The sequence below is a fragment of the Lactobacillus sp. UMNPBX4 genome, assembly GCF_002554115.1.
GTDB lineage: Bacteria > Bacillota > Bacilli > Lactobacillales > Lactobacillaceae > Lactobacillus > Lactobacillus gallinarum.
Map to the genome: position 1 here is coordinate 1 of NZ_PCZF01000022.1, position 16,672 is coordinate 16,672.

Sequence of the window (16,672 nt, forward strand, 5' to 3'; positions counted from 1 at the left end):
CCGAAAGGCATCCTAAATCTCACAGCCGTTTACACAAGTTTTTATACTGAACCTTATTTTTCTCTAAAATAAAAAGATTCACTTTGCGTGAATCTTTATCGTTACATACCAGCTTTAATAATTTTCTTTTCGGCCATTTTCTTTCTAAGGGCAAGCATAGCAGTATAAGTAGAAAGAATATAAACCTTCTTAGTTGGTAATTTTTTAATTTCTTCGATTAAACTATCATAATCTGGATTGGTGCTCATTGTACCTGGATCAAAGCCAGCAATTTCTAATCTGAAGCCCATGTCATGCCAACGTTGTCCACCAACCAGAACTTTCTTAATCTTGTCTTTATTTAATCCTTCAAAATCAGCATCCCAAATCCATGATGTATCAATACCATCTGCGTGGTTAGCGTTAAGCAGTGCAACTAAAGAATAATCATCCTTTTCGGTGTTGAGCATGTGTAACACTTCATCAAGTCCAACAGGATTTTTGACCAAGATTAAATCAATATCTTTATTACCGTAATGAATTAATTCTTGACGGCCAAAAATACGCTTGTTTTCTGCAAATGCTTGAGCAACTTCAGCTTCAGTTAAGCCAAAATGACGTGCTACTGAGTAAGCAGCCAAAGCATTATAAATGTTGTAAGTACCACCGATGTTAATAGAGTAATCCTTGTTGCCCATTTGGAATTTCAAACTATTAGGCGTTTGTTCAAGAATGTTATTGACTGTAAAAGTCAAGTCAGGACGGTCGTAGCCACAATTAGGGCAGAAGAAGTCACCTAAGTTTGCGTAAATTCTGCTATGGTAATGCAAAATATGATCACATTTAGGGCAGAGCACACCATCAGTATTAACAGGGGCCTTAAGATCGTTTTCTGGTTTATCATCAGGTAATTTGAAACCGTAGAAAATTTTCTTATTAGGGAGCTCAACTGATGAAAAGATGCTTGCATCGCCGTTAGCAATAATGGTCGCATCAGGTGCTAATTTGATACCATCAACGATTTTGTCGTAGGTCGTATAAATCTCACCGTATCGATCCATCTGATCACGGAAAATATTTGTTAAAACAAATACGCTAGGATGAAGCAACTTAGTTACCATTTTTACGTTAGCTTCATCAACTTCTAGCACCGCAATCTTTCGCTTAACATGTTTATGTTTGTGAGCCAAAAAAGCCGTTACAATTCCTTGCTGCATGTTTGAACCTGATGGGTTAGTTAAAACATCACCGTATTTTTTCTTTAAGGCTTCAACTATTAATGCAGTAGTCATGGTTTTCCCATTAGTACCAGTAACGATTACGGTTTCGTAGCCTTTGGCTAGAGAATTAAGAACGTTTGGATCAATTTTCATAGCAAACTTGCCAGGAAAACTAGTACCACCTTTTAAAACGTTATGTAAAAACCAGTAACTAGACTTTCCCGCAACTTTGGCGATTCCTGATTTAAAACTCATGTTATAATCCCTCACTTTAAAACTATGTTTTAGTTTAGCATAGAGCAGGAATGAAAACGAGGTTTTACTGTTCATTTAGCTACACAAATTTATTTTTTCCTCTATACTATGTTAGGCGAATACTTTTTAAGTAAAAGGGAGGGCCCGGAATGTCGCAATTATTTTTTCGTTATGGTGCAATGAGTAGTGGTAAAACAATAGAAATTTTAAAGGTGGCTCACAATTATGAGGCACAAGGACGAAAAATTGCTTTAATGACGAGCGGACTTGATAATCGTAGTGGTGTTGGTACGGTTGCTTCTAGGATTGGCTTACATCGAAAGGCAATTCCAATTACTGAAGATATGAATTTATTTACATACATCGAAAAGATGAATAGCCATGATCTAGCTGATGGAAAAGGAAAATTGGCTTGTGTTTTAATTGATGAAGCACAGTTTTTGAAAAGACATCATGTTTTGGAATGTGCCAAAATTGTAGATGAATTTAATATCCCAGTAATGGCGTTTGGCTTAAAAAATGATTTTCAGAATCATTTATTTGAAGGCAGTGAAAATTTATTGATTTTTGCTGATAAAATAGAAGAGATGAAAACTATTTGTCATTATTGTGGTCATAAAGCAATAATGAATTTAAGAGTTAATAATGGCAAACCTGTATATGAAGGTGAGCAGGTACAAATTGGTGGCGATGAGAGTTACTATCCAGTTTGTCGCTATCATTATTTTCACCCAGGTATTCAGAGATAGAGAGGACTTTTAATTTATGGATAAAGTAATGGCTCAATTAGAGGGCTTAGTGGCTCATTATGAGGAACTTCAAGAAATGATGGCAGACCCTGAAGTTATTAATGATACTAAGCGTTACATGGAAATTTCTAAAGAAGAAGCCGATTTGCGTGAAGTTGTACAAAAGTACAAGAAATACAAAAAGGATAAGCAAGAAATTGCTGACAATAAAGAAATTATTGCCAGTGAAACAGATGCTGATTTGATCGAAATGGCTAAAGAAGAAAACGCTGAAATTGAAAAAGAAATTCCAGAACTCGAAGATCAAATTAAAATTTTAATGCTGCCAAAGGACCCTAATGATGACAAAGACATCATCATGGAAATTCGTGGTGCCGCTGGTGGTGATGAAGCTTCACTTTTTGCTGGCGATTTGCTTAGAATGTATGAAAAATACGCTGAACGTCAAAACTGGAAGGTTTCGATGATTGATTCAGAACCAACAGAAGTTGGTGGTTATAAGCGTGTTACCATTATGATTACTGGGGACAAGGTTTATTCAAAATTGAAATATGAAAATGGTGCTCACCGTGTTCAACGTATCCCAGTAACTGAATCCCAAGGTCGTGTTCATACCTCAACTGCTACTGTTGCCGTTATGCCAGAATATGAGCAAGTTGATATTGATATTGATCCTAAAGATATTCGTGTCGATGTTTACCGTTCAAGTGGTGCCGGTGGTCAGCACATCAACAAGACTTCTAGTGCCGTACGTATGACTCACTTACCAACGGGTATCGTAGTTGCTATGCAGGATCAACGTAGTCAACAACAAAACCGTGAAAAAGCTATGCAAATTTTGAAATCTCGTGTTTACGATTATTACGAAAGTCAAAATCAAGCTCAATATGATGCCAAGCGTAAGAGCGCTGTTGGTACAGGGGATCGTTCAGAAAGAATTAGAACCTACAACTATCCTCAAAACCGTGTAACTGATCACCGTATTGGTTTAACTATTAACAAGCTTGATCGAGTAATGAACGGTGAGCTTGACGAAATTATTGATGCATTGATTCTTTATAACCAAACTAAGCAATTAGAGGAGTTGGCTGATCAAAATGCCTAAAACTTTAAAGGAAATTAGAATTAAGGCAGGCGAAACTGCTGAAAATGCTCGCCCTGAAGATATAGATTATGTTTTAGCGGAACGTCTTAATTTGACTCCAAGCGAATTTGAGTTAAAACAAGATATGGTCTTATCTGATGCCCAGTTAAAACAAGCTAATAAAGACATTAAAAAGCTAGCTAAGGGTGTTTCTCCGCAGTATATTTTGGGTTACGCCTGGTTTTTGGGATATAATATTATGGTGCAGCGAGGAGTTTTGATTCCTCGTTTTGAAACCGAAGAACTAGTTGAATGGGCACTTAAGTCGTTAAAGAGCGGCGATAAGGTGCTTGATCTTGGTACTGGTTCGGGATGCATCACTGTTGCTCTTGCTAAAGAGGCAGAGAAAAAGGGAATTAAAGATTTGACCCTTTATGCTAGTGATATTACTGATTCTGCATTAAGAACTAGTGAAGAGAATTTCTTGACTTATGACTTGGATGTAGTAACGCGCAAAGCGAATGTCTTAATTGGATTAGAGAAGTTCGACAAGATTATTTCTAACCCGCCATATATTAAGACAACTGAGAAAAAAGAGATGGATGATAATGTCCTGCAGAATGAACCTAAAGAGGCTCTTTTTGCAGGTAGTGACGGTTTAGATTTTTATAAAAAATTTGCTAAACAGGTTCGTGATCATTTAAATAGTCATGGTGAATTTTTCTTGGAATTTGGTTTCAGTGAAGAAGATCAATTGAAAGAATTATTTGCTAAAGAATTGCCTGATTTTGATATTGAATTTAGAAAAGACATGGCCGGCAAGCCACGCATGGTTCATGGAAGGTGGCAAAAATAAAAATTATGGAAACCAAAATTTTTAAAAAAGATCAACTTGATGAAGCTGTTAAATTATTAGCTGAAGGGGAGCTTGTAGCATTTCCTACTGAAACAGTTTATGGTTTAGGCGCTATTGCAACTAAAGAAAAGTCTGTCAAGGGCGTTTATGCCGCAAAAGGTCGCCCTAGTGATAATCCATTGATCGTTACGGTTTCTGATGAAAAAATGATGGAGCGTTATGCCAAGGAAGTGCCTGAAAGAGCTAAGAAATTAATCAAGCATTTTTGGCCAGGTCCATTGACTTTGCTTTTGTTTGTCAAGCCTGGTACGCTTCCAGATGCTGTTACAGGTGGTCTTGATACAGTTGCATTTCGTTGTCCTGACGATCAGTTAACTCATGATTTGATTGCAAAATTGGGTTATCCAATCGTAGGTCCATCTGCTAATACTTCAACTAAGCCAAGTCCAACAACAGCTGAGCATGTTTACCACGATTTGAAAGGTAAGATTGCAGGTATTATTGATGGTGGTCCAACTCGCGTGGGTCTTGAATCAACTATTATTGATTTATCAGTCAAAACTCCAATTGTTCTTCGTCCAGGTGAGATTACGCCAGAAGAACTTAGTGAAGTTTTAGGCGAAAAAGTTTTAATTAATACTGGTAAGGTTGCAGATAAAGATGTGCCGAAGGCTCCAGGTATGAAGTATCGCCACTATGCTCCAAGTGAACCAGTGATCGTAGTAGATGATCCCGCTGACTTTAGTCAAATTGACTTTAATGATAAAACGGGTGTTGCCGCACTGGGTTCAGTTTTGGACCAAATTGATTTGCCAGATGAAAACAAGTTTAATTTAGGTAAGAACTTAGTTGATGCCGATCATAATTTATTTGGCGGATTACGTTATTTTGACGATAAAGACGACATCGCCACAATTTATGTTCAAGGTTTTGATGAAGGCGAAGAAAGTTTGGCTTACATGAATCGTTTGAACAAAGCTGCTGGTGGACATCATTTTAATAAATAAAAAATAAACGCAAAGGGGTTTAAACCCTTTGCGTTTTTGATTAAAATATTTATGATCAGATTATTTGTTATAGGAGGCATATATGGGAAAGTTTGTAGTTTTGGATCATCCATTGATTCAACACAAATTAACTATCATTCGTCGTAAGGACACAGGTTCAAATGAATTTCGTAGAATTGTTGGCGAAATTGGTGGGTTAATGACCTATGAAATTACGAGAGATTTACCACTTGAAGATGTTGAAATTGAAACACCAATGGGTAAAACTGTCCAAAAAGAAATTGCTGGTAAGAAATTGACAATTGTGCCAATTTTACGTGCTGGTATCGGGATGCTTAATGGTGTTCTTGATATGGTACCATCAGCTAAAATTGCGGTCATCGGCATGTATCGTGATGAAAAAACTTTGAAGCCACATGAATACTTCTTCAAGGCTCCAAAGGATATTGCTGAACGTGAATGTTTAGTTGTTGACCCAATGCTTGCAACTGGTGGTTCAGCAAATGATGCCATTGCTGCATTAAAGAAGCGCGGCGTTAAAGAAATCAAGTTAGCAGTTTTAGTAGCCGCTCCAGAAGGAATCAAGGCTGTTCAAGAAGCTAACCCAGATGTTGATATTTACGCAGCTGCTGAAGATGAAAAGTTGATGGATAACGGCTACATCTTCCCAGGTTTGGGTGATGCTGGTGACCGATTATTCGGAACTAAGTAAACCCTTTTTCGTAAAAATATTTATTAGAATACGCTTTCATGTTACACAAAAGAATTTTTTGGTGTTAAGATGATTTACGTGTTCGAGTTTAATTCAACACGAGAAGGGAGGTCACGAAGTAATGGAGAAATCATTTGTTTTTAAATTCATGGGCTTGAATTTTGATCTTACTGGGATCATCGGTTCAACGCTAATGGCTTTAGCAGTTTTTCTTATCTGCCTTTGGCTTGCAAGAAAAGTTGAAATGAAACCTAACAAAAGACAAAATGTTTTTGAATATTTACTCGATTTTACTAACGGTATCGTCAAAGATAATGTTAGTGATGTAGATGCGCAAAAACACCTATCTTTATATGCACTTGTTTTATTTCTTTTCATTTGGTTTATGAACCAATTGGGTATGTTTATGGAAGTCAAAGTTGATGATTGGGTCTTTATCAAGTCACCAACTGCTGATCCAGTAGCGACAATGTCGTTTGCAATGATGACCTTGCTTCTATCGTTCACATTCGGCGTACAAAGATTTGGTGTTGGCGGCTATTTAAAGAATTATACGCAGCCAGTTGGTTTTATGCTCCCAATTAACATTATTGAAGAGTTTACCAATTTCTTAACCTTATCATTACGTTTATATGGGAACATTTATGCTGGTGAAGTTTTGCTTACATTAATTGGTAATGATCTAGCACATGCTGGTGGACCATTTACATTGATTCTAGCAGCTCCATTAGCCATGATTTGGCAAGGTTTCTCTGTCTTCATTGGCTCTATCCAGGCATATGTTTTCGTAACTTTATCAATGGTTTACATTGGTAAGAAAGTTACTACAGAATAAATTTTGGAGGTATAAATTTATGTCAGAAGCTTTTAAATACCTTGCTGCATCCATCGCAGCTGGTTTGGCAGCTTTAGCTGCTTCATTGGGTAACGGTAAAGTTATTTCAAAAACTCTTGAAGGTATGGCTCGTCAACCTGAAAGTGCAGGTAACTTAAGAGCAACAATGTTTATCGGTGTTGGTTTGATCGAAGCCGTTCCTATTTTGGCTATCGTTGTTGCCTTCTTGATTCTTTTCCTTTAATAAAATTTTTAAAACTAAAGGATTTAAATATTAAAGAGAGAAGGGCAGTAAATGACTATTCAAACATTATTTGCAGCCTCACATCATATTTACCTAGGTAATGCACTTTGGTATTTAATTTGTTTTGCCATCTTGATGTTATTGGTCAAGCACTTTGCTTGGGGTCCAGTATCAGAAATGATGGAAAAGCGGCGGCAAAAAGTTATTAATGACTTGGATTCAGCTGCAAGTGATCGAAAAAAGGCTGAAACGCTTGCTAACGAGCGTGAAGCTGCCTTGAAGAACTCAAGACAAGAAGCAACACAGATTCTCTCTGACGCTAAAGCTAATGCGCAAAAAACTGGCAAAGAAATCGTAGCAAGTGCGAATGAAGATGCTGCAGCAATTCGTAAGAAGGCAAATGAAGAAGCCACTAAGGCTAAATCAGATGCATTGAATTCTGCACGTGATCAAGTTGCTGATATTTCTGTAGCTATTGCTGAAAAGGTAATTGCTAAGAATTTATCTGCTGAAGACCAAAAAGATTTAGTCGACCAATTTATTAAGGGGTTGGATGATTAATGGCTTTAAGTAGAGAAGAAGTAGCTGCACGCTACGGTGCCGCTTTGTTCGGCTATGCGCAAGATAATAAAGTACTTGATAGCGTTTATGATGAAATGGTGGAGTTAAAAAAGGCAGTAGTTGCCACTCCTCAAGTCATCAACGTTTTAAGTGATCCTATCTTAAACAGTAAGGATAAAAAAGATTTTTTAACTGCTATTGAAAAAGATTTTTCAAAAGAAGTACAAGGCTTTTTAAATTTGCTGCTTGAATATGATCGTTTTGCATACTTGGTCGATATTATTGATCAATTTGTTGTACTTTATGATGATAAAAACAAGATCGCATCTGGTACTGCAACTACAGCAGTGAAGTTGGATGATGATCAACTTAAGCGTTTAGGTGATGGTTTCGCTAAGAAATATAACTTAAATGCTGTGCGTCTTGAGAATAAAGTTGATCCAAGTATTTTAGGCGGCGTGATTCTTCAAGTGAAGGATCGCGTGATTGATGGATCAGTTAAAAATAAGCTGAAGAAGATCCGTGCGCAAATAATTGATGAAAATTAAAAGAGGTGAAACCATTGAGCATTAAAGCGGAAGAAATTAGCTCCTTGATCAAGCAGCAACTTGAACATTACGACGACAAGCTCGACATTAACGAAGTTGGTGTTGTAACTTACGTTGGTGATGGTATCGCCCGGGCTCACGGACTTAATAATGCATTAGCCGGTGAGTTGTTAAAATTTGATAACGGTTCATACGGTATTGCTCAAAACCTTGATGCTAGTGATGTTGGTATCATTATCCTAGGTAAATTTGACGATATTCGTGAAGGCGACCGTGTTCAAAGAACTGGTCGAATTATGTCAGTTCCTGTTGGTGACGCCCTAATCGGTAGAGTAGTTAACCCATTGGGTCAACCTGTTGACGGTTTAGGTGAAATTAAGGCTGATAAGACGCGTCCTATTGAAGAAAAAGCTCCAGGGGTTATGGACCGTCAATCAGTTAATCAACCACTTCAAACTGGTATTAAGGCTATCGATGCCTTAGTTCCAATTGGTCGTGGACAGCGTGAATTGATTATTGGTGACCGTAAAACTGGTAAGACTAGTTTAGCCATCGATACAATTCTTAACCAAAAGAACCAAGATGTAATTTGTATTTATGTTGCTATTGGTCAAAAGGAATCAACCGTTAGAACTCAAGTAGAAACTTTAAAGCGTTTCGGAGCAATGGATTATACCATTGTTGTTGAAGCGGGCCCAAGTGAACCAGCACCAATGCTTTACATTGCACCATATGCTGGTACTGCTATGGGTGAGGAATTTATGTACAATGGCAAGGATGTATTAATCGTATTTGACGACCTATCAAAACAAGCCGTCGCTTATCGTGAACTTTCCTTGCTTCTCCGTCGTCCGCCTGGTCGTGAAGCTTACCCAGGTGACGTCTTCTACTTACACTCACGTTTGCTAGAACGTAGTGCTAAGTTGAGTGACAAGCTTGGCGGTGGATCTTTGACTGCATTGCCAATTATCCAAACCGAAGCGGGAGACATTTCTGCATATATTCCAACCAACGTAATTTCTATTACTGATGGTCAGATTTTCTTACAAAGTGATTTGTTCTTTGCTGGTACTCGTCCAGCCATTGATGCTGGTAACTCAGTTTCTCGTGTTGGTGGTAACGCCCAGATTAAGGCTATGAAGAAAGTTGCTGGTACTTTACGTACTGACCTTGCTGCTTTCCGTGAACTTGAAAGTTTCGCTCAATTTGGTAGTGATCTTGATCAAGCCACTCAAGCTAAGCTGAATAGAGGTCAAAGAACTGTTGAAGTATTGAAGCAACCACTTCATGATCCTATTCCAGTTGAGAAACAAGTTTTGATTCTTTATGCTTTGACTCACGGCTATCTTGATTCTATTCCAGTTGAAGACATTAGTCGCTTCCAAAATGAATTGTTTGATAACTTTGACAGCAGCCATGCTGACTTGCTCAAGACAATTCGTGAAACTGGTAAATTACCAGATGACAAGAAGTTGTCAGCAGCTATTGAGGAATTTAGTGAGAGCTTTGCACCAAGTGAGAAATAGGAGGTAGAATATGCCTGCATCTTTACTTGAGTTGAAGAAGAAAATTGCTTCAGTTAAGCAAACTGGTAAAATCACAGAAGCTATGCGAATGGTTTCTGCATCAAAGTTAAACCAAACTGAAGATCGTGATAAAGGTTACACTATTTATAACGATCATGTTCGTAAGACTATTTCTCGCTTGATTAGTTCACAGGTGGTAGATAGCTTGCGCGATCAAGACGTATCAATTGATAAGAGAAATATTGCCAAGATCGATTACACTGATGTATTTGGTTTAGGTATTACAGCTGATATGATTCAACCACGAAAGAATATTAAGTCTACTGGCTTTTTAGTAGTAAGTGGTGATCGTGGTTTGGTAGGTTCTTATAATAGTAATGTTATTAAGAACATGATGGGAATCTTTGAAGATGAACGTGCACAAGGTCATGAAGTTAAAGTCTTGGCCGTAGGTTCAGTTGGAGCCCAATTTTTTAAGAAGAACAACGTTAATGTTGTTTACGAGAAAAATGGTGTGTCCGATGTCCCAACTTTTGATGAAGTTTTGCCAATCGTTTCAACAGCAATCAAGATGTTTTTGAACGGTGTGTTTGATCAACTTTATGTATGTTATACGCACCATGTAAACTCATTATCATCTGCATTTCGTGTTGAAAAGATGTTACCAATTGTCGATTTAGATATTGGAGTTAAAGAAGCTGAAGCACATAAAGAATTAGAATATGATATTGAACCAGATCCTAATAGAGTGTTAATGAAGTTGTTACCACAGTATGCGCGTTCAACCATTTATGGTGCTATTTTGGATGCAAAGACTGCAGAGCATGCTAGTTCAATGACAGCTATGCAGAGTGCAACTGATAATGCTAAGGATTTAGTTTCAAATTTAACTACGAAATTAAATCGTGCTAGACAGGCACAAATTACTACTGAAATTACTGAAATTATCAGTGGTGCAAATGCCTTAGAGTAATAAAGAAAAGGAGGTAGATGTTTTGAGTGAAGGTGAAATCGTTCAAGTAATCGGCCCAGTTGTCGATGTAAAATTCCCAATCGATAAGAATTTGCCTGATATTAACAATGCCTTGCGTGTAATTAAATCCGAGAATGAAAGTATTGTTCTTGAAGTTACAGTTGAGCTTGGTGATGGTGTCTTAAGAACGATTGCCATGGAATCTACCGATGGTCTTCGACGTGGTATGAAAGTTGAAGATACTGGTGGCCCAATCTCAGTTCCTGTTGGGGAAGATACTTTAGGTCGTGTATTCAACGTTTTAGGTCAACCAATTGATGGTGGACCAGAATTCTCAAAGGATCACCCTCGTGAAAGCATCCATAAGGAAGCACCTAAGTATGAAGATTTGACTACTAGTCGTGAAATTCTTGAAACTGGTATCAAGGTTATCGACTTGCTTGAACCATACGTTCGTGGTGGTAAAGTTGGTTTGTTCGGTGGTGCCGGTGTTGGTAAGACCACTATTATTCAGGAATTGATTCACAACATCGCTCAAGAACACGGTGGTATTTCCGTATTTACTGGTGTTGGTGAAAGAACTCGTGAAGGTAACGACCTTTACTTCGAAATGAAAGCTTCAGGCGTTTTAAGTAAAACTGCCATGGTATTTGGTCAGATGAACGAGCCGCCTGGTGCCAGAATGCGTGTTGCGTTAACTGGTTTGACTCTTGCTGAGTACTTTAGAGATGTTGAAGGTCAAGATGTTTTGCTCTTTATCGACAACATTTTCCGGTTTACTCAGGCCGGTTCAGAAGTTTCAGCTTTGCTTGGTCGTATGCCAAGTGCCGTTGGTTACCAGCCAACTTTGGCAACTGAAATGGGTCAATTGCAGGAAAGAATTACTTCAACTAAGAAGGGTTCAATTACTTCTATTCAAGCTGTTTATGTTCCTGCCGATGACTATACTGACCCAGCTCCATCAACCACATTCGCACACTTGGACGCTACTACTAACTTGGAACGTAGTTTGGTAGAACAAGGTATTTACCCAGCCGTTGACCCACTTGAATCAACTTCAAGTGCCCTTGACCCTGAAGTTGTTGGTCAAGAACACTACGAAGTTGCTACTCGTGTTCAACATGTTTTGCAACGTTACCACGAATTGCAAGATATTATTTCTGTTTTAGGTATGGATGAATTATCTGATGAAGAAAAATTGATCGTTGCACGTGCACGTAAAGTTCAATTCTTCTTGTCACAAAACTTCTTTGTTGCTGAACAGTTTACTGGTGTGCCAGGTTCATATGTTCCAATTAAGGAAACCATTAAGGGCTTTAAGCTTATCTTAGATGGTCATCTTGATGACTTACCAGAAGATTCGTTCCGTGGTGTTGGTCCAATTGAAGATGTTTTGAAGAAAGCACAAGAAATGGGCGTAACTCCAAGTGATCCAGAAGCTAAAGCATTACTAGAAAAGTAGGGTGATGTCCAATGGCAGATCCAGAAAAGCTTTTTAAAGTAAATGTTGTAACTCCTAATGGAATGGTTTATTCACATCGTGGAAGCATCGTTGATGTACGTGCTATAGATGGTGAACGTTCAATAATGTATAATCACGTACCCTTGCTTACCCCATTAGTAATTAGTGAGGTCAAGGTTAAACGTAGTCGTGAAATGAATTCAAGAATTGATCACATCGCTATTAGTGGTGGGTATATTGAATTTTCTAATAACGTGGCTACAATTATTGCGGATAGTGCTGAACGTGCTAGAAACATTGATGTATCTCGTGCTCAAGCCGCTAAGGAAAGAGCCGAGAAGCGTTTGAAGGAAGCACGTGAAAAGCATGATGAGCGTACTCTTGAACGTGCTGAAGTTGCTTTAAGACGAGCAATGAACAGAATTAGTGTTTACAACACTAAAGGTCACTAAAAGAGATAAAAAGACGAATGCAGATTTTGCATCCGTCTTTTTTATTAATAAAGGAAAAGAATATGTTTCAATTAGGCGTTCATGCCATTATTAGTATAATAATTTATTTGATTGCAATTGGATTATCTTTTCAGGCAATGAAGGCTGTGCAGCTAGAAAAAATAATTCGTAAAGGACATGTGTTTGAAACGCAATTATTATATTTATTTCTTGCTATTGCATTGGGCTTTTTAGTTGGTAATTTTGTAATTACATTTATCGATACTTCGATGCAATTAAGTAATTTGTTTTAAAGATTGTGTTAAAACAGGGACAGTAAAGGAAACTCTTATTTATTTATGGTAAAATGGACGATGAATAATTATGGAGGGTTATTGTGGCACGAGATATAGGAATTGATTTAGGAACAGCTAATGTACTAATCAATGTCTCTGGAAAAGGGATTGTTTTAAATGAACCATCTGTAGTTGCTGTTAATACTGATACAAATAAAGTAGTAGCAGTTGGCTCAGAGGCATATGAAATGGTAGGAAGAACCCCAGGTAATATTCGCGTAATTCGCCCCTTGAAGAACGGTGTAATTGCGGATTTCGATATTACAGAGGAAATGCTGTCATACTTTATTGAAAAATTAAATGTAAAAGGTTTTATGTCTAAGCCTAATATTTTAATCTGTGCTCCTACAGGAGTTACTTCGATTGAACAAAAGGCTATTATTCAAGCAGCAGAAAAATCAGGTGGCGGTAAGGTTTACCTTGATTTCGAACCTAAGGTAGCTGCAGTAGGTGCAGGACTTGATATTTTTAAACCACAAGGTAATATGGTTATTGATATCGGTGGTGGTACTACTGATATTGCTGTCTTGTCCATGGGGGAAATTGTTACCTCACGTTCACTTCGCTACGCTGGTGATCGTATGAATCAAGCGGTTATTAGCTATATTAAGAATAAACATAATTTATTGATCGGTTCAAGAACTGCTGAACAAATCAAGATTGAAATCGGTAGTGCATTTGAACCTGATGAAGATCAACAAATTAAGGTTCGTGGTCGTGATGTAGTTGATGGCTTACCTAGACAAACTACAGTTGCTGCCCCTGAAATTCAGCATGCTTTGCAAGATGGTCTTATGTCAATCATTGCAGCAGCTAAAGAAGTATTGGAAACTACGCCACCAGAACTTTCAGCTGATATCATTGATCGTGGTATCATGCTTACTGGTGGTGGAGCATTATTGAAGAATATTGATAAGTTGATATCATATTACTTGCAGGTCCCAGTTTTAACAGCTGACCATCCTTTGGAAGCTGTAGCCTTAGGTACTGGTACTTTGCTTAAGAATATTGAAAAACATCAACGACACTAAGTGAGGAGATTACTTGCGAAAGATTTTGATTTTTATCGTACGTATTTATCAGGCTCTAATTTCGCCATTATTTCCACCGAGTTGTAGGTATTATCCTACGTGCTCTAGTTATATGATTGATGCTTTGAAAAAACATGGACCAATTTTAGGGCTAATTATGGGAATTAGTCGTATACTAAGATGTAACCCATTTATACGCGGTGGGGTGGACCCAGTTCCTGATAATTTTACTGTTTTTCGAAATCCACATCCTGAAAGATACGAAGATGAGATTATAGCATCTAAGTTTCACCCGGATAGCAAGTAGGAGGATTTATGTCTAAAAAGTTAGAAAATATTGATATTGAAGTTAATGAACTTAAGGGTAAGAATTTACCAACTTGGGAAGTTATTATTCCTAACAAGAAGTCCATTGGTTTAATCGAAAAAGTTGAAGGTCGTTATCGCGCTACTACGACTAAGAGTAGCAATGTATTATTTGCTAACAGTCTAGAAAGCAGTATTAATGACTTACTTTCATACTTTACATTGCATGAAAAATAAAATATAAGTAGTGATTATTTAATGGCAAAAGTTGAAAACAAAACAAGTCTAATTGACCGATTAGCATGGAATATAATTATTCCTGTGGCGTTATTGGCATTAATCAGTCTATATTGTATATATATAGCTGCACTTGGAGATCCAAGTCACATTGGTTCACCTGTTAAAGCTGTAGTTATGCAAGCATTATGGTATTTGATTTCTATTGTAATTGTTGTAATTGTAATGCAGTTTGATGCAGAGCAATTATTTAAGATAGCACCAATATTTTTCGGAATAGGAATATTCTTGTTAATAGCGGTTTTGTTCTTCTATAATCGTAGTGTTGCAGCGGATACTGGGGCAAAGAGTTGGTTCAAGTTAGGACCTGTTACTTTTCAGCCATCTGAAATAATGAAGCCAGCATTTATCTTGATGTTGGCACGCGTAGTTAAGGATCATAACGATAAATATGGTCATACCATTAAATCAGATTGGCTATTGTTAGGTAAAATAGTTGCATGGCTTGCACCCGTAGCGATTTTATTAAAGTTGCAGAACGACTTTGGTACTATGCTAGTATTTATCGCAATTGTTGGTGGTGTAGTTTTAGTTTCTGGTATATCGTGGAAGATTATTGTTCCCCTATATGGAATAGTCATCATTGGAGCAATTGCAGTTATTCTAATGGTGGTAACGCCAGGTGGGCAAGCGTTTTTAAGTCATTTCTTTCAAGCATATCAGTTTGAAAGAATTAAGTCTTGGCTTAATCCATCAGGTGATACATCATCAGGTGCCTACCAGTTATGGCAAAGTATGAAGGCAATTGGGTCAGGGCAACTTTTTGGTAATGGCTTTGGTAAAGCAAGCGTATATGTGCCAGTTCGTGGGTCTGACATGGTTTTTTCCGTAATTGGAGAGAATTTTGGCTTTGTAGGCTGTGTAAGTTTGATTTTAATTTATTTATACCTGATTATTCAAATGGTTAAAATTTCATTTAATACTAGAAATGCATTTTATTCATACATTTCTACGGGTGTTATTATGATGATTTTATTCCACGTATTTGAAAATATTGGTATGAACATTGATTTATTACCATTGACTGGTATTCCCTTACCATTTGTTTCTCAAGGTGGTTCAGCCTTGGTAGGGAACATGATTGGTATTGGTTTGATTTTATCAATGAAATTCCATAATCGAGACTACATGTTTAGCACCGCTGGTGATTTCTAGAATATAAATAAAAGAGGTATTTAAGCTTAAAAACTTAAATACCTTTTTTGATTAATAATATAAAAATTAGCCTTCTAACGCATTAGCAATTTCTTTAGCACGACATACTAAAACATCACATTTAGCAGTTCTAGTTACGTATTCTGTAACACTACCAATTAATAAACGTTCTACTGCGTTTAAACCAGTTGCACCAACAACGATTAAGTCAATATTGTGTTTCTTAGGGAAATCATGACCAATGATTGTCTTAGGTGAACCAAATTCGATTGAATAATGAGAATCAGTAACACCGGCCTTGTTAGCACGTGCTTGGTAATCCTTCATTCTCTTTTCAGCATCTTTAGAAACTTGTTCTACCATTGCTGAGTCAAAACTTGAAACATTTTGGAAAGAACGAGTATCGATGACATGTAAGATCTCTAATGTAGCATGATTACGCTTGGCAATAGAAACTGCCTTGCTGAAAGCTAAATCGGCTTCTTTAGAACCATCAACGGAAACTTGAATATTCTTATATTGTGAAAGCATTTTCTAAACACCTCTTCCTGATATCTATTTTACCAAAATTTCATCTATTATTAGAAGGTTTATATTTTTATTTTTTGGAATCTGTAATTAAAAGACTAAAGGTCAAAATGGTTAGAGAGGCAAGGAATAGTGTGATCAAGTTAAGATATTTATTATCCATAAATAAAATGATAATTCCGATTGCGCTCTCTGCGATCAAAGCAATAGAAGTCCATTTTAAAATGTTGGTTAGGTGAGGATTACCGCCTACGTCATAGATTAAAAAATGGCCATTTCGTCTGTGCCACATATACCAAGCAGTTAAAAGCAAGAGTAGAATAAAAACAATCATTACAATTTTAATTATCATTTATTTTAACCTCATTATATAAAAAGACGGCCATTTAAGACCGCCTTTCCTGATATTCAAAAGAAATCCGAGTTGACTAAACAAAGCATAATGACGCTTGTTGAACCCGCAGTGTTCAAAATTTGAGCTAACATCGCAGCGAATATGGATCCTGTGACAAGACAGTATTCCGATTCGGTAGTTATTTGCTAACTCCCACGTCTTC

Annotated in this window: 21 protein-coding genes; 18 read left to right on the forward strand and 3 right to left on the reverse strand. The window is 37.2% G+C overall.

Annotated elements, in window-relative coordinates; all coding sequences use genetic code 11:
• Nucleotides 1–101: 101 nt before the first annotated feature.
• Complete coding sequence (locus CP355_RS05610) at nt 102–1,454, reverse strand: Mur ligase family protein (RefSeq protein WP_087175744.1); 1,353 nt, start codon at nt 1,452–1,454, stop codon at nt 102–104.
• A 149-nt stretch (nt 1,455–1,603) separates the two neighbouring features.
• Here CP355_RS05610 and CP355_RS05615 point away from each other — a divergent pair, with 149 nt between their 5' ends.
• The 18 genes from CP355_RS05615 (at nt 1,604) to CP355_RS05700 (ending at nt 15,587) form a co-directional block, all read left to right on the forward strand.
• A complete protein-coding gene (locus CP355_RS05615; RefSeq protein ID WP_087175745.1) occupies nt 1,604–2,203 on the forward strand; it encodes a thymidine kinase in 600 nt (199 codons plus the stop codon).
• Nucleotides 2,204–2,219: 16 nt separating this feature from the next.
• Nucleotides 2,220–3,308 carry a peptide chain release factor 1 gene (prfA, locus tag CP355_RS05620; protein ID WP_098044072.1) on the forward strand — a complete coding sequence of 363 codons (1,089 nt, stop codon included), beginning with the start codon at nt 2,220–2,222 and terminating at the stop codon, nt 3,306–3,308.
• Nucleotides 3,301–4,143, forward strand: coding sequence for a peptide chain release factor N(5)-glutamine methyltransferase (gene prmC, locus CP355_RS05625; protein WP_098044073.1), 843 nt, complete (start codon nt 3,301–3,303; stop codon nt 4,141–4,143). Before prfA ends, prmC begins: the two co-directional genes overlap by 8 nt.
• A 5-nt stretch (nt 4,144–4,148) precedes the next feature.
• Nucleotides 4,149–5,150, forward strand: coding sequence for an L-threonylcarbamoyladenylate synthase (locus CP355_RS05630; RefSeq protein WP_025005101.1), 1,002 nt, complete (start codon nt 4,149–4,151; stop codon nt 5,148–5,150).
• An 82-nt stretch (nt 5,151–5,232) separates the two neighbouring features.
• A complete protein-coding gene (gene upp, locus CP355_RS05635; protein ID WP_025005100.1) occupies nt 5,233–5,862 on the forward strand; it encodes a uracil phosphoribosyltransferase in 630 nt (209 codons plus the stop codon).
• 121 nt (nt 5,863–5,983) lie between these two features.
• Complete coding sequence (gene atpB / locus CP355_RS05640; RefSeq protein ID WP_025005099.1) at nt 5,984–6,697, forward strand: F0F1 ATP synthase subunit A; 714 nt, start codon at nt 5,984–5,986, stop codon at nt 6,695–6,697.
• Nucleotides 6,698–6,716: 19 nt separating this feature from the next.
• On the forward strand, nt 6,717–6,941 hold the full coding sequence (atpE, locus tag CP355_RS05645) for a F0F1 ATP synthase subunit C (RefSeq protein WP_005718768.1): 225 nt from the start codon (nt 6,717–6,719) through the stop codon (nt 6,939–6,941).
• A 51-nt stretch (nt 6,942–6,992) separates the two neighbouring features.
• Entirely contained in the window at nt 6,993–7,502 is a 510-nt protein-coding gene (gene atpF / locus CP355_RS05650; RefSeq protein WP_025005098.1) for a F0F1 ATP synthase subunit B, read from the forward strand.
• Nucleotides 7,502–8,050: a F0F1 ATP synthase subunit delta gene (locus CP355_RS05655; RefSeq protein WP_025005097.1), complete on the forward strand. Its 549-nt coding sequence runs from the start codon at nt 7,502–7,504 to the stop codon at nt 8,048–8,050. Before atpF ends, CP355_RS05655 begins: the two co-directional genes overlap by 1 nt.
• 14 nt (nt 8,051–8,064) lie before the next feature.
• Nucleotides 8,065–9,576 (forward strand): F0F1 ATP synthase subunit alpha, encoded by a 1,512-nt coding sequence (gene atpA, locus CP355_RS05660; RefSeq protein ID WP_087175748.1) that lies wholly within the window; start codon nt 8,065–8,067, stop codon nt 9,574–9,576.
• Nucleotides 9,577–9,586: 10 nt separating this feature from the next.
• Nucleotides 9,587–10,549 (forward strand): F0F1 ATP synthase subunit gamma, encoded by a 963-nt coding sequence (locus tag CP355_RS05665; protein WP_087175749.1) that lies wholly within the window; start codon nt 9,587–9,589, stop codon nt 10,547–10,549.
• A 22-nt stretch (nt 10,550–10,571) separates the two neighbouring features.
• Entirely contained in the window at nt 10,572–12,011 is a 1,440-nt protein-coding gene (gene atpD / locus CP355_RS05670) for a F0F1 ATP synthase subunit beta (protein ID WP_087175750.1), read from the forward strand.
• Nucleotides 12,012–12,022: 11 nt separating this feature from the next.
• Nucleotides 12,023–12,463 carry a F0F1 ATP synthase subunit epsilon gene (locus CP355_RS05675; protein ID WP_087175751.1) on the forward strand — a complete coding sequence of 147 codons (441 nt, stop codon included), beginning with the start codon at nt 12,023–12,025 and terminating at the stop codon, nt 12,461–12,463.
• Nucleotides 12,464–12,525: 62 nt separating this feature from the next.
• Nucleotides 12,526–12,756 carry a DUF1146 family protein gene (locus CP355_RS05680; protein WP_025005093.1) on the forward strand — a complete coding sequence of 77 codons (231 nt, stop codon included), beginning with the start codon at nt 12,526–12,528 and terminating at the stop codon, nt 12,754–12,756.
• 83 nt (nt 12,757–12,839) lie between these two features.
• Nucleotides 12,840–13,829 carry a rod shape-determining protein gene (locus CP355_RS05685; protein WP_087175752.1) on the forward strand — a complete coding sequence of 330 codons (990 nt, stop codon included), beginning with the start codon at nt 12,840–12,842 and terminating at the stop codon, nt 13,827–13,829.
• Nucleotides 13,830–13,842: 13 nt separating this feature from the next.
• A complete protein-coding gene (gene yidD, locus CP355_RS05690; RefSeq protein WP_098044074.1) occupies nt 13,843–14,136 on the forward strand; it encodes a membrane protein insertion efficiency factor YidD in 294 nt (97 codons plus the stop codon).
• An 8-nt stretch (nt 14,137–14,144) separates the two neighbouring features.
• Nucleotides 14,145–14,372, forward strand: a complete 228-nt coding sequence (locus tag CP355_RS05695; RefSeq protein WP_025005090.1) for a DUF2969 domain-containing protein — start codon at nt 14,145–14,147, stop codon at nt 14,370–14,372.
• Between the two features lie 21 nt (nt 14,373–14,393).
• Entirely contained in the window at nt 14,394–15,587 is a 1,194-nt protein-coding gene (locus tag CP355_RS05700; RefSeq protein ID WP_056945450.1) for an FtsW/RodA/SpoVE family cell cycle protein, read from the forward strand.
• 66 nt (nt 15,588–15,653) lie between these two features.
• On the opposite strand, the gene CP355_RS05705 is transcribed toward CP355_RS05700, so the two are convergent.
• Nucleotides 15,654–16,118, reverse strand: a complete 465-nt coding sequence (locus CP355_RS05705; protein WP_087363670.1) for a universal stress protein — start codon at nt 16,116–16,118, stop codon at nt 15,654–15,656.
• A 67-nt stretch (nt 16,119–16,185) separates the two neighbouring features.
• Complete coding sequence (locus tag CP355_RS05710) at nt 16,186–16,467, reverse strand: hypothetical protein (protein ID WP_025005089.1); 282 nt, start codon at nt 16,465–16,467, stop codon at nt 16,186–16,188.
• Between the last annotated feature and the right edge of the window lie 205 nt (nt 16,468–16,672).

Excerpts from the sequence above, each read along its gene's own strand:
- CP355_RS05615 (WP_087175745.1), top strand. The coding sequence starts at position 1,604 with ATGTCGCAATTATTTTTTCGTTATGGTGCAATGAGTAGTGGTAAAACA.
- upp (WP_025005100.1), top strand. The coding sequence starts at position 5,233 with ATGGGAAAGTTTGTAGTTTTGGATCATCCATTGATTCAACACAAATTA.
- CP355_RS05710 (WP_025005089.1), bottom strand. The coding sequence starts at position 16,467 with ATGATAATTAAAATTGTAATGATTGTTTTTATTCTACTCTTGCTTTTA.
- CP355_RS05630 (WP_025005101.1), top strand. The coding sequence starts at position 4,149 with ATGGAAACCAAAATTTTTAAAAAAGATCAACTTGATGAAGCTGTTAAA.
- CP355_RS05655 (WP_025005097.1), top strand. The coding sequence starts at position 7,502 with ATGGCTTTAAGTAGAGAAGAAGTAGCTGCACGCTACGGTGCCGCTTTG.
- CP355_RS05665 (WP_087175749.1), top strand. The coding sequence starts at position 9,587 with ATGCCTGCATCTTTACTTGAGTTGAAGAAGAAAATTGCTTCAGTTAAG.
- CP355_RS05610 (WP_087175744.1), bottom strand. The coding sequence starts at position 1,454 with ATGAGTTTTAAATCAGGAATCGCCAAAGTTGCGGGAAAGTCTAGTTAC.
- CP355_RS05700 (WP_056945450.1), top strand. The coding sequence starts at position 14,394 with ATGGCAAAAGTTGAAAACAAAACAAGTCTAATTGACCGATTAGCATGG.
- CP355_RS05705 (WP_087363670.1), bottom strand. The coding sequence starts at position 16,118 with ATGCTTTCACAATATAAGAATATTCAAGTTTCCGTTGATGGTTCTAAA.
- prmC (WP_098044073.1), top strand. The coding sequence starts at position 3,301 with ATGCCTAAAACTTTAAAGGAAATTAGAATTAAGGCAGGCGAAACTGCT.
- CP355_RS05675 (WP_087175751.1), top strand. The coding sequence starts at position 12,023 with ATGGCAGATCCAGAAAAGCTTTTTAAAGTAAATGTTGTAACTCCTAAT.
- atpE (WP_005718768.1), top strand. The coding sequence starts at position 6,717 with ATGTCAGAAGCTTTTAAATACCTTGCTGCATCCATCGCAGCTGGTTTG.
- atpF (WP_025005098.1), top strand. The coding sequence starts at position 6,993 with ATGACTATTCAAACATTATTTGCAGCCTCACATCATATTTACCTAGGT.
- prfA (WP_098044072.1), top strand. The coding sequence starts at position 2,220 with ATGGATAAAGTAATGGCTCAATTAGAGGGCTTAGTGGCTCATTATGAG.
- CP355_RS05680 (WP_025005093.1), top strand. The coding sequence starts at position 12,526 with ATGTTTCAATTAGGCGTTCATGCCATTATTAGTATAATAATTTATTTG.
- atpB (WP_025005099.1), top strand. The coding sequence starts at position 5,984 with ATGGAGAAATCATTTGTTTTTAAATTCATGGGCTTGAATTTTGATCTT.
- CP355_RS05695 (WP_025005090.1), top strand. The coding sequence starts at position 14,145 with ATGTCTAAAAAGTTAGAAAATATTGATATTGAAGTTAATGAACTTAAG.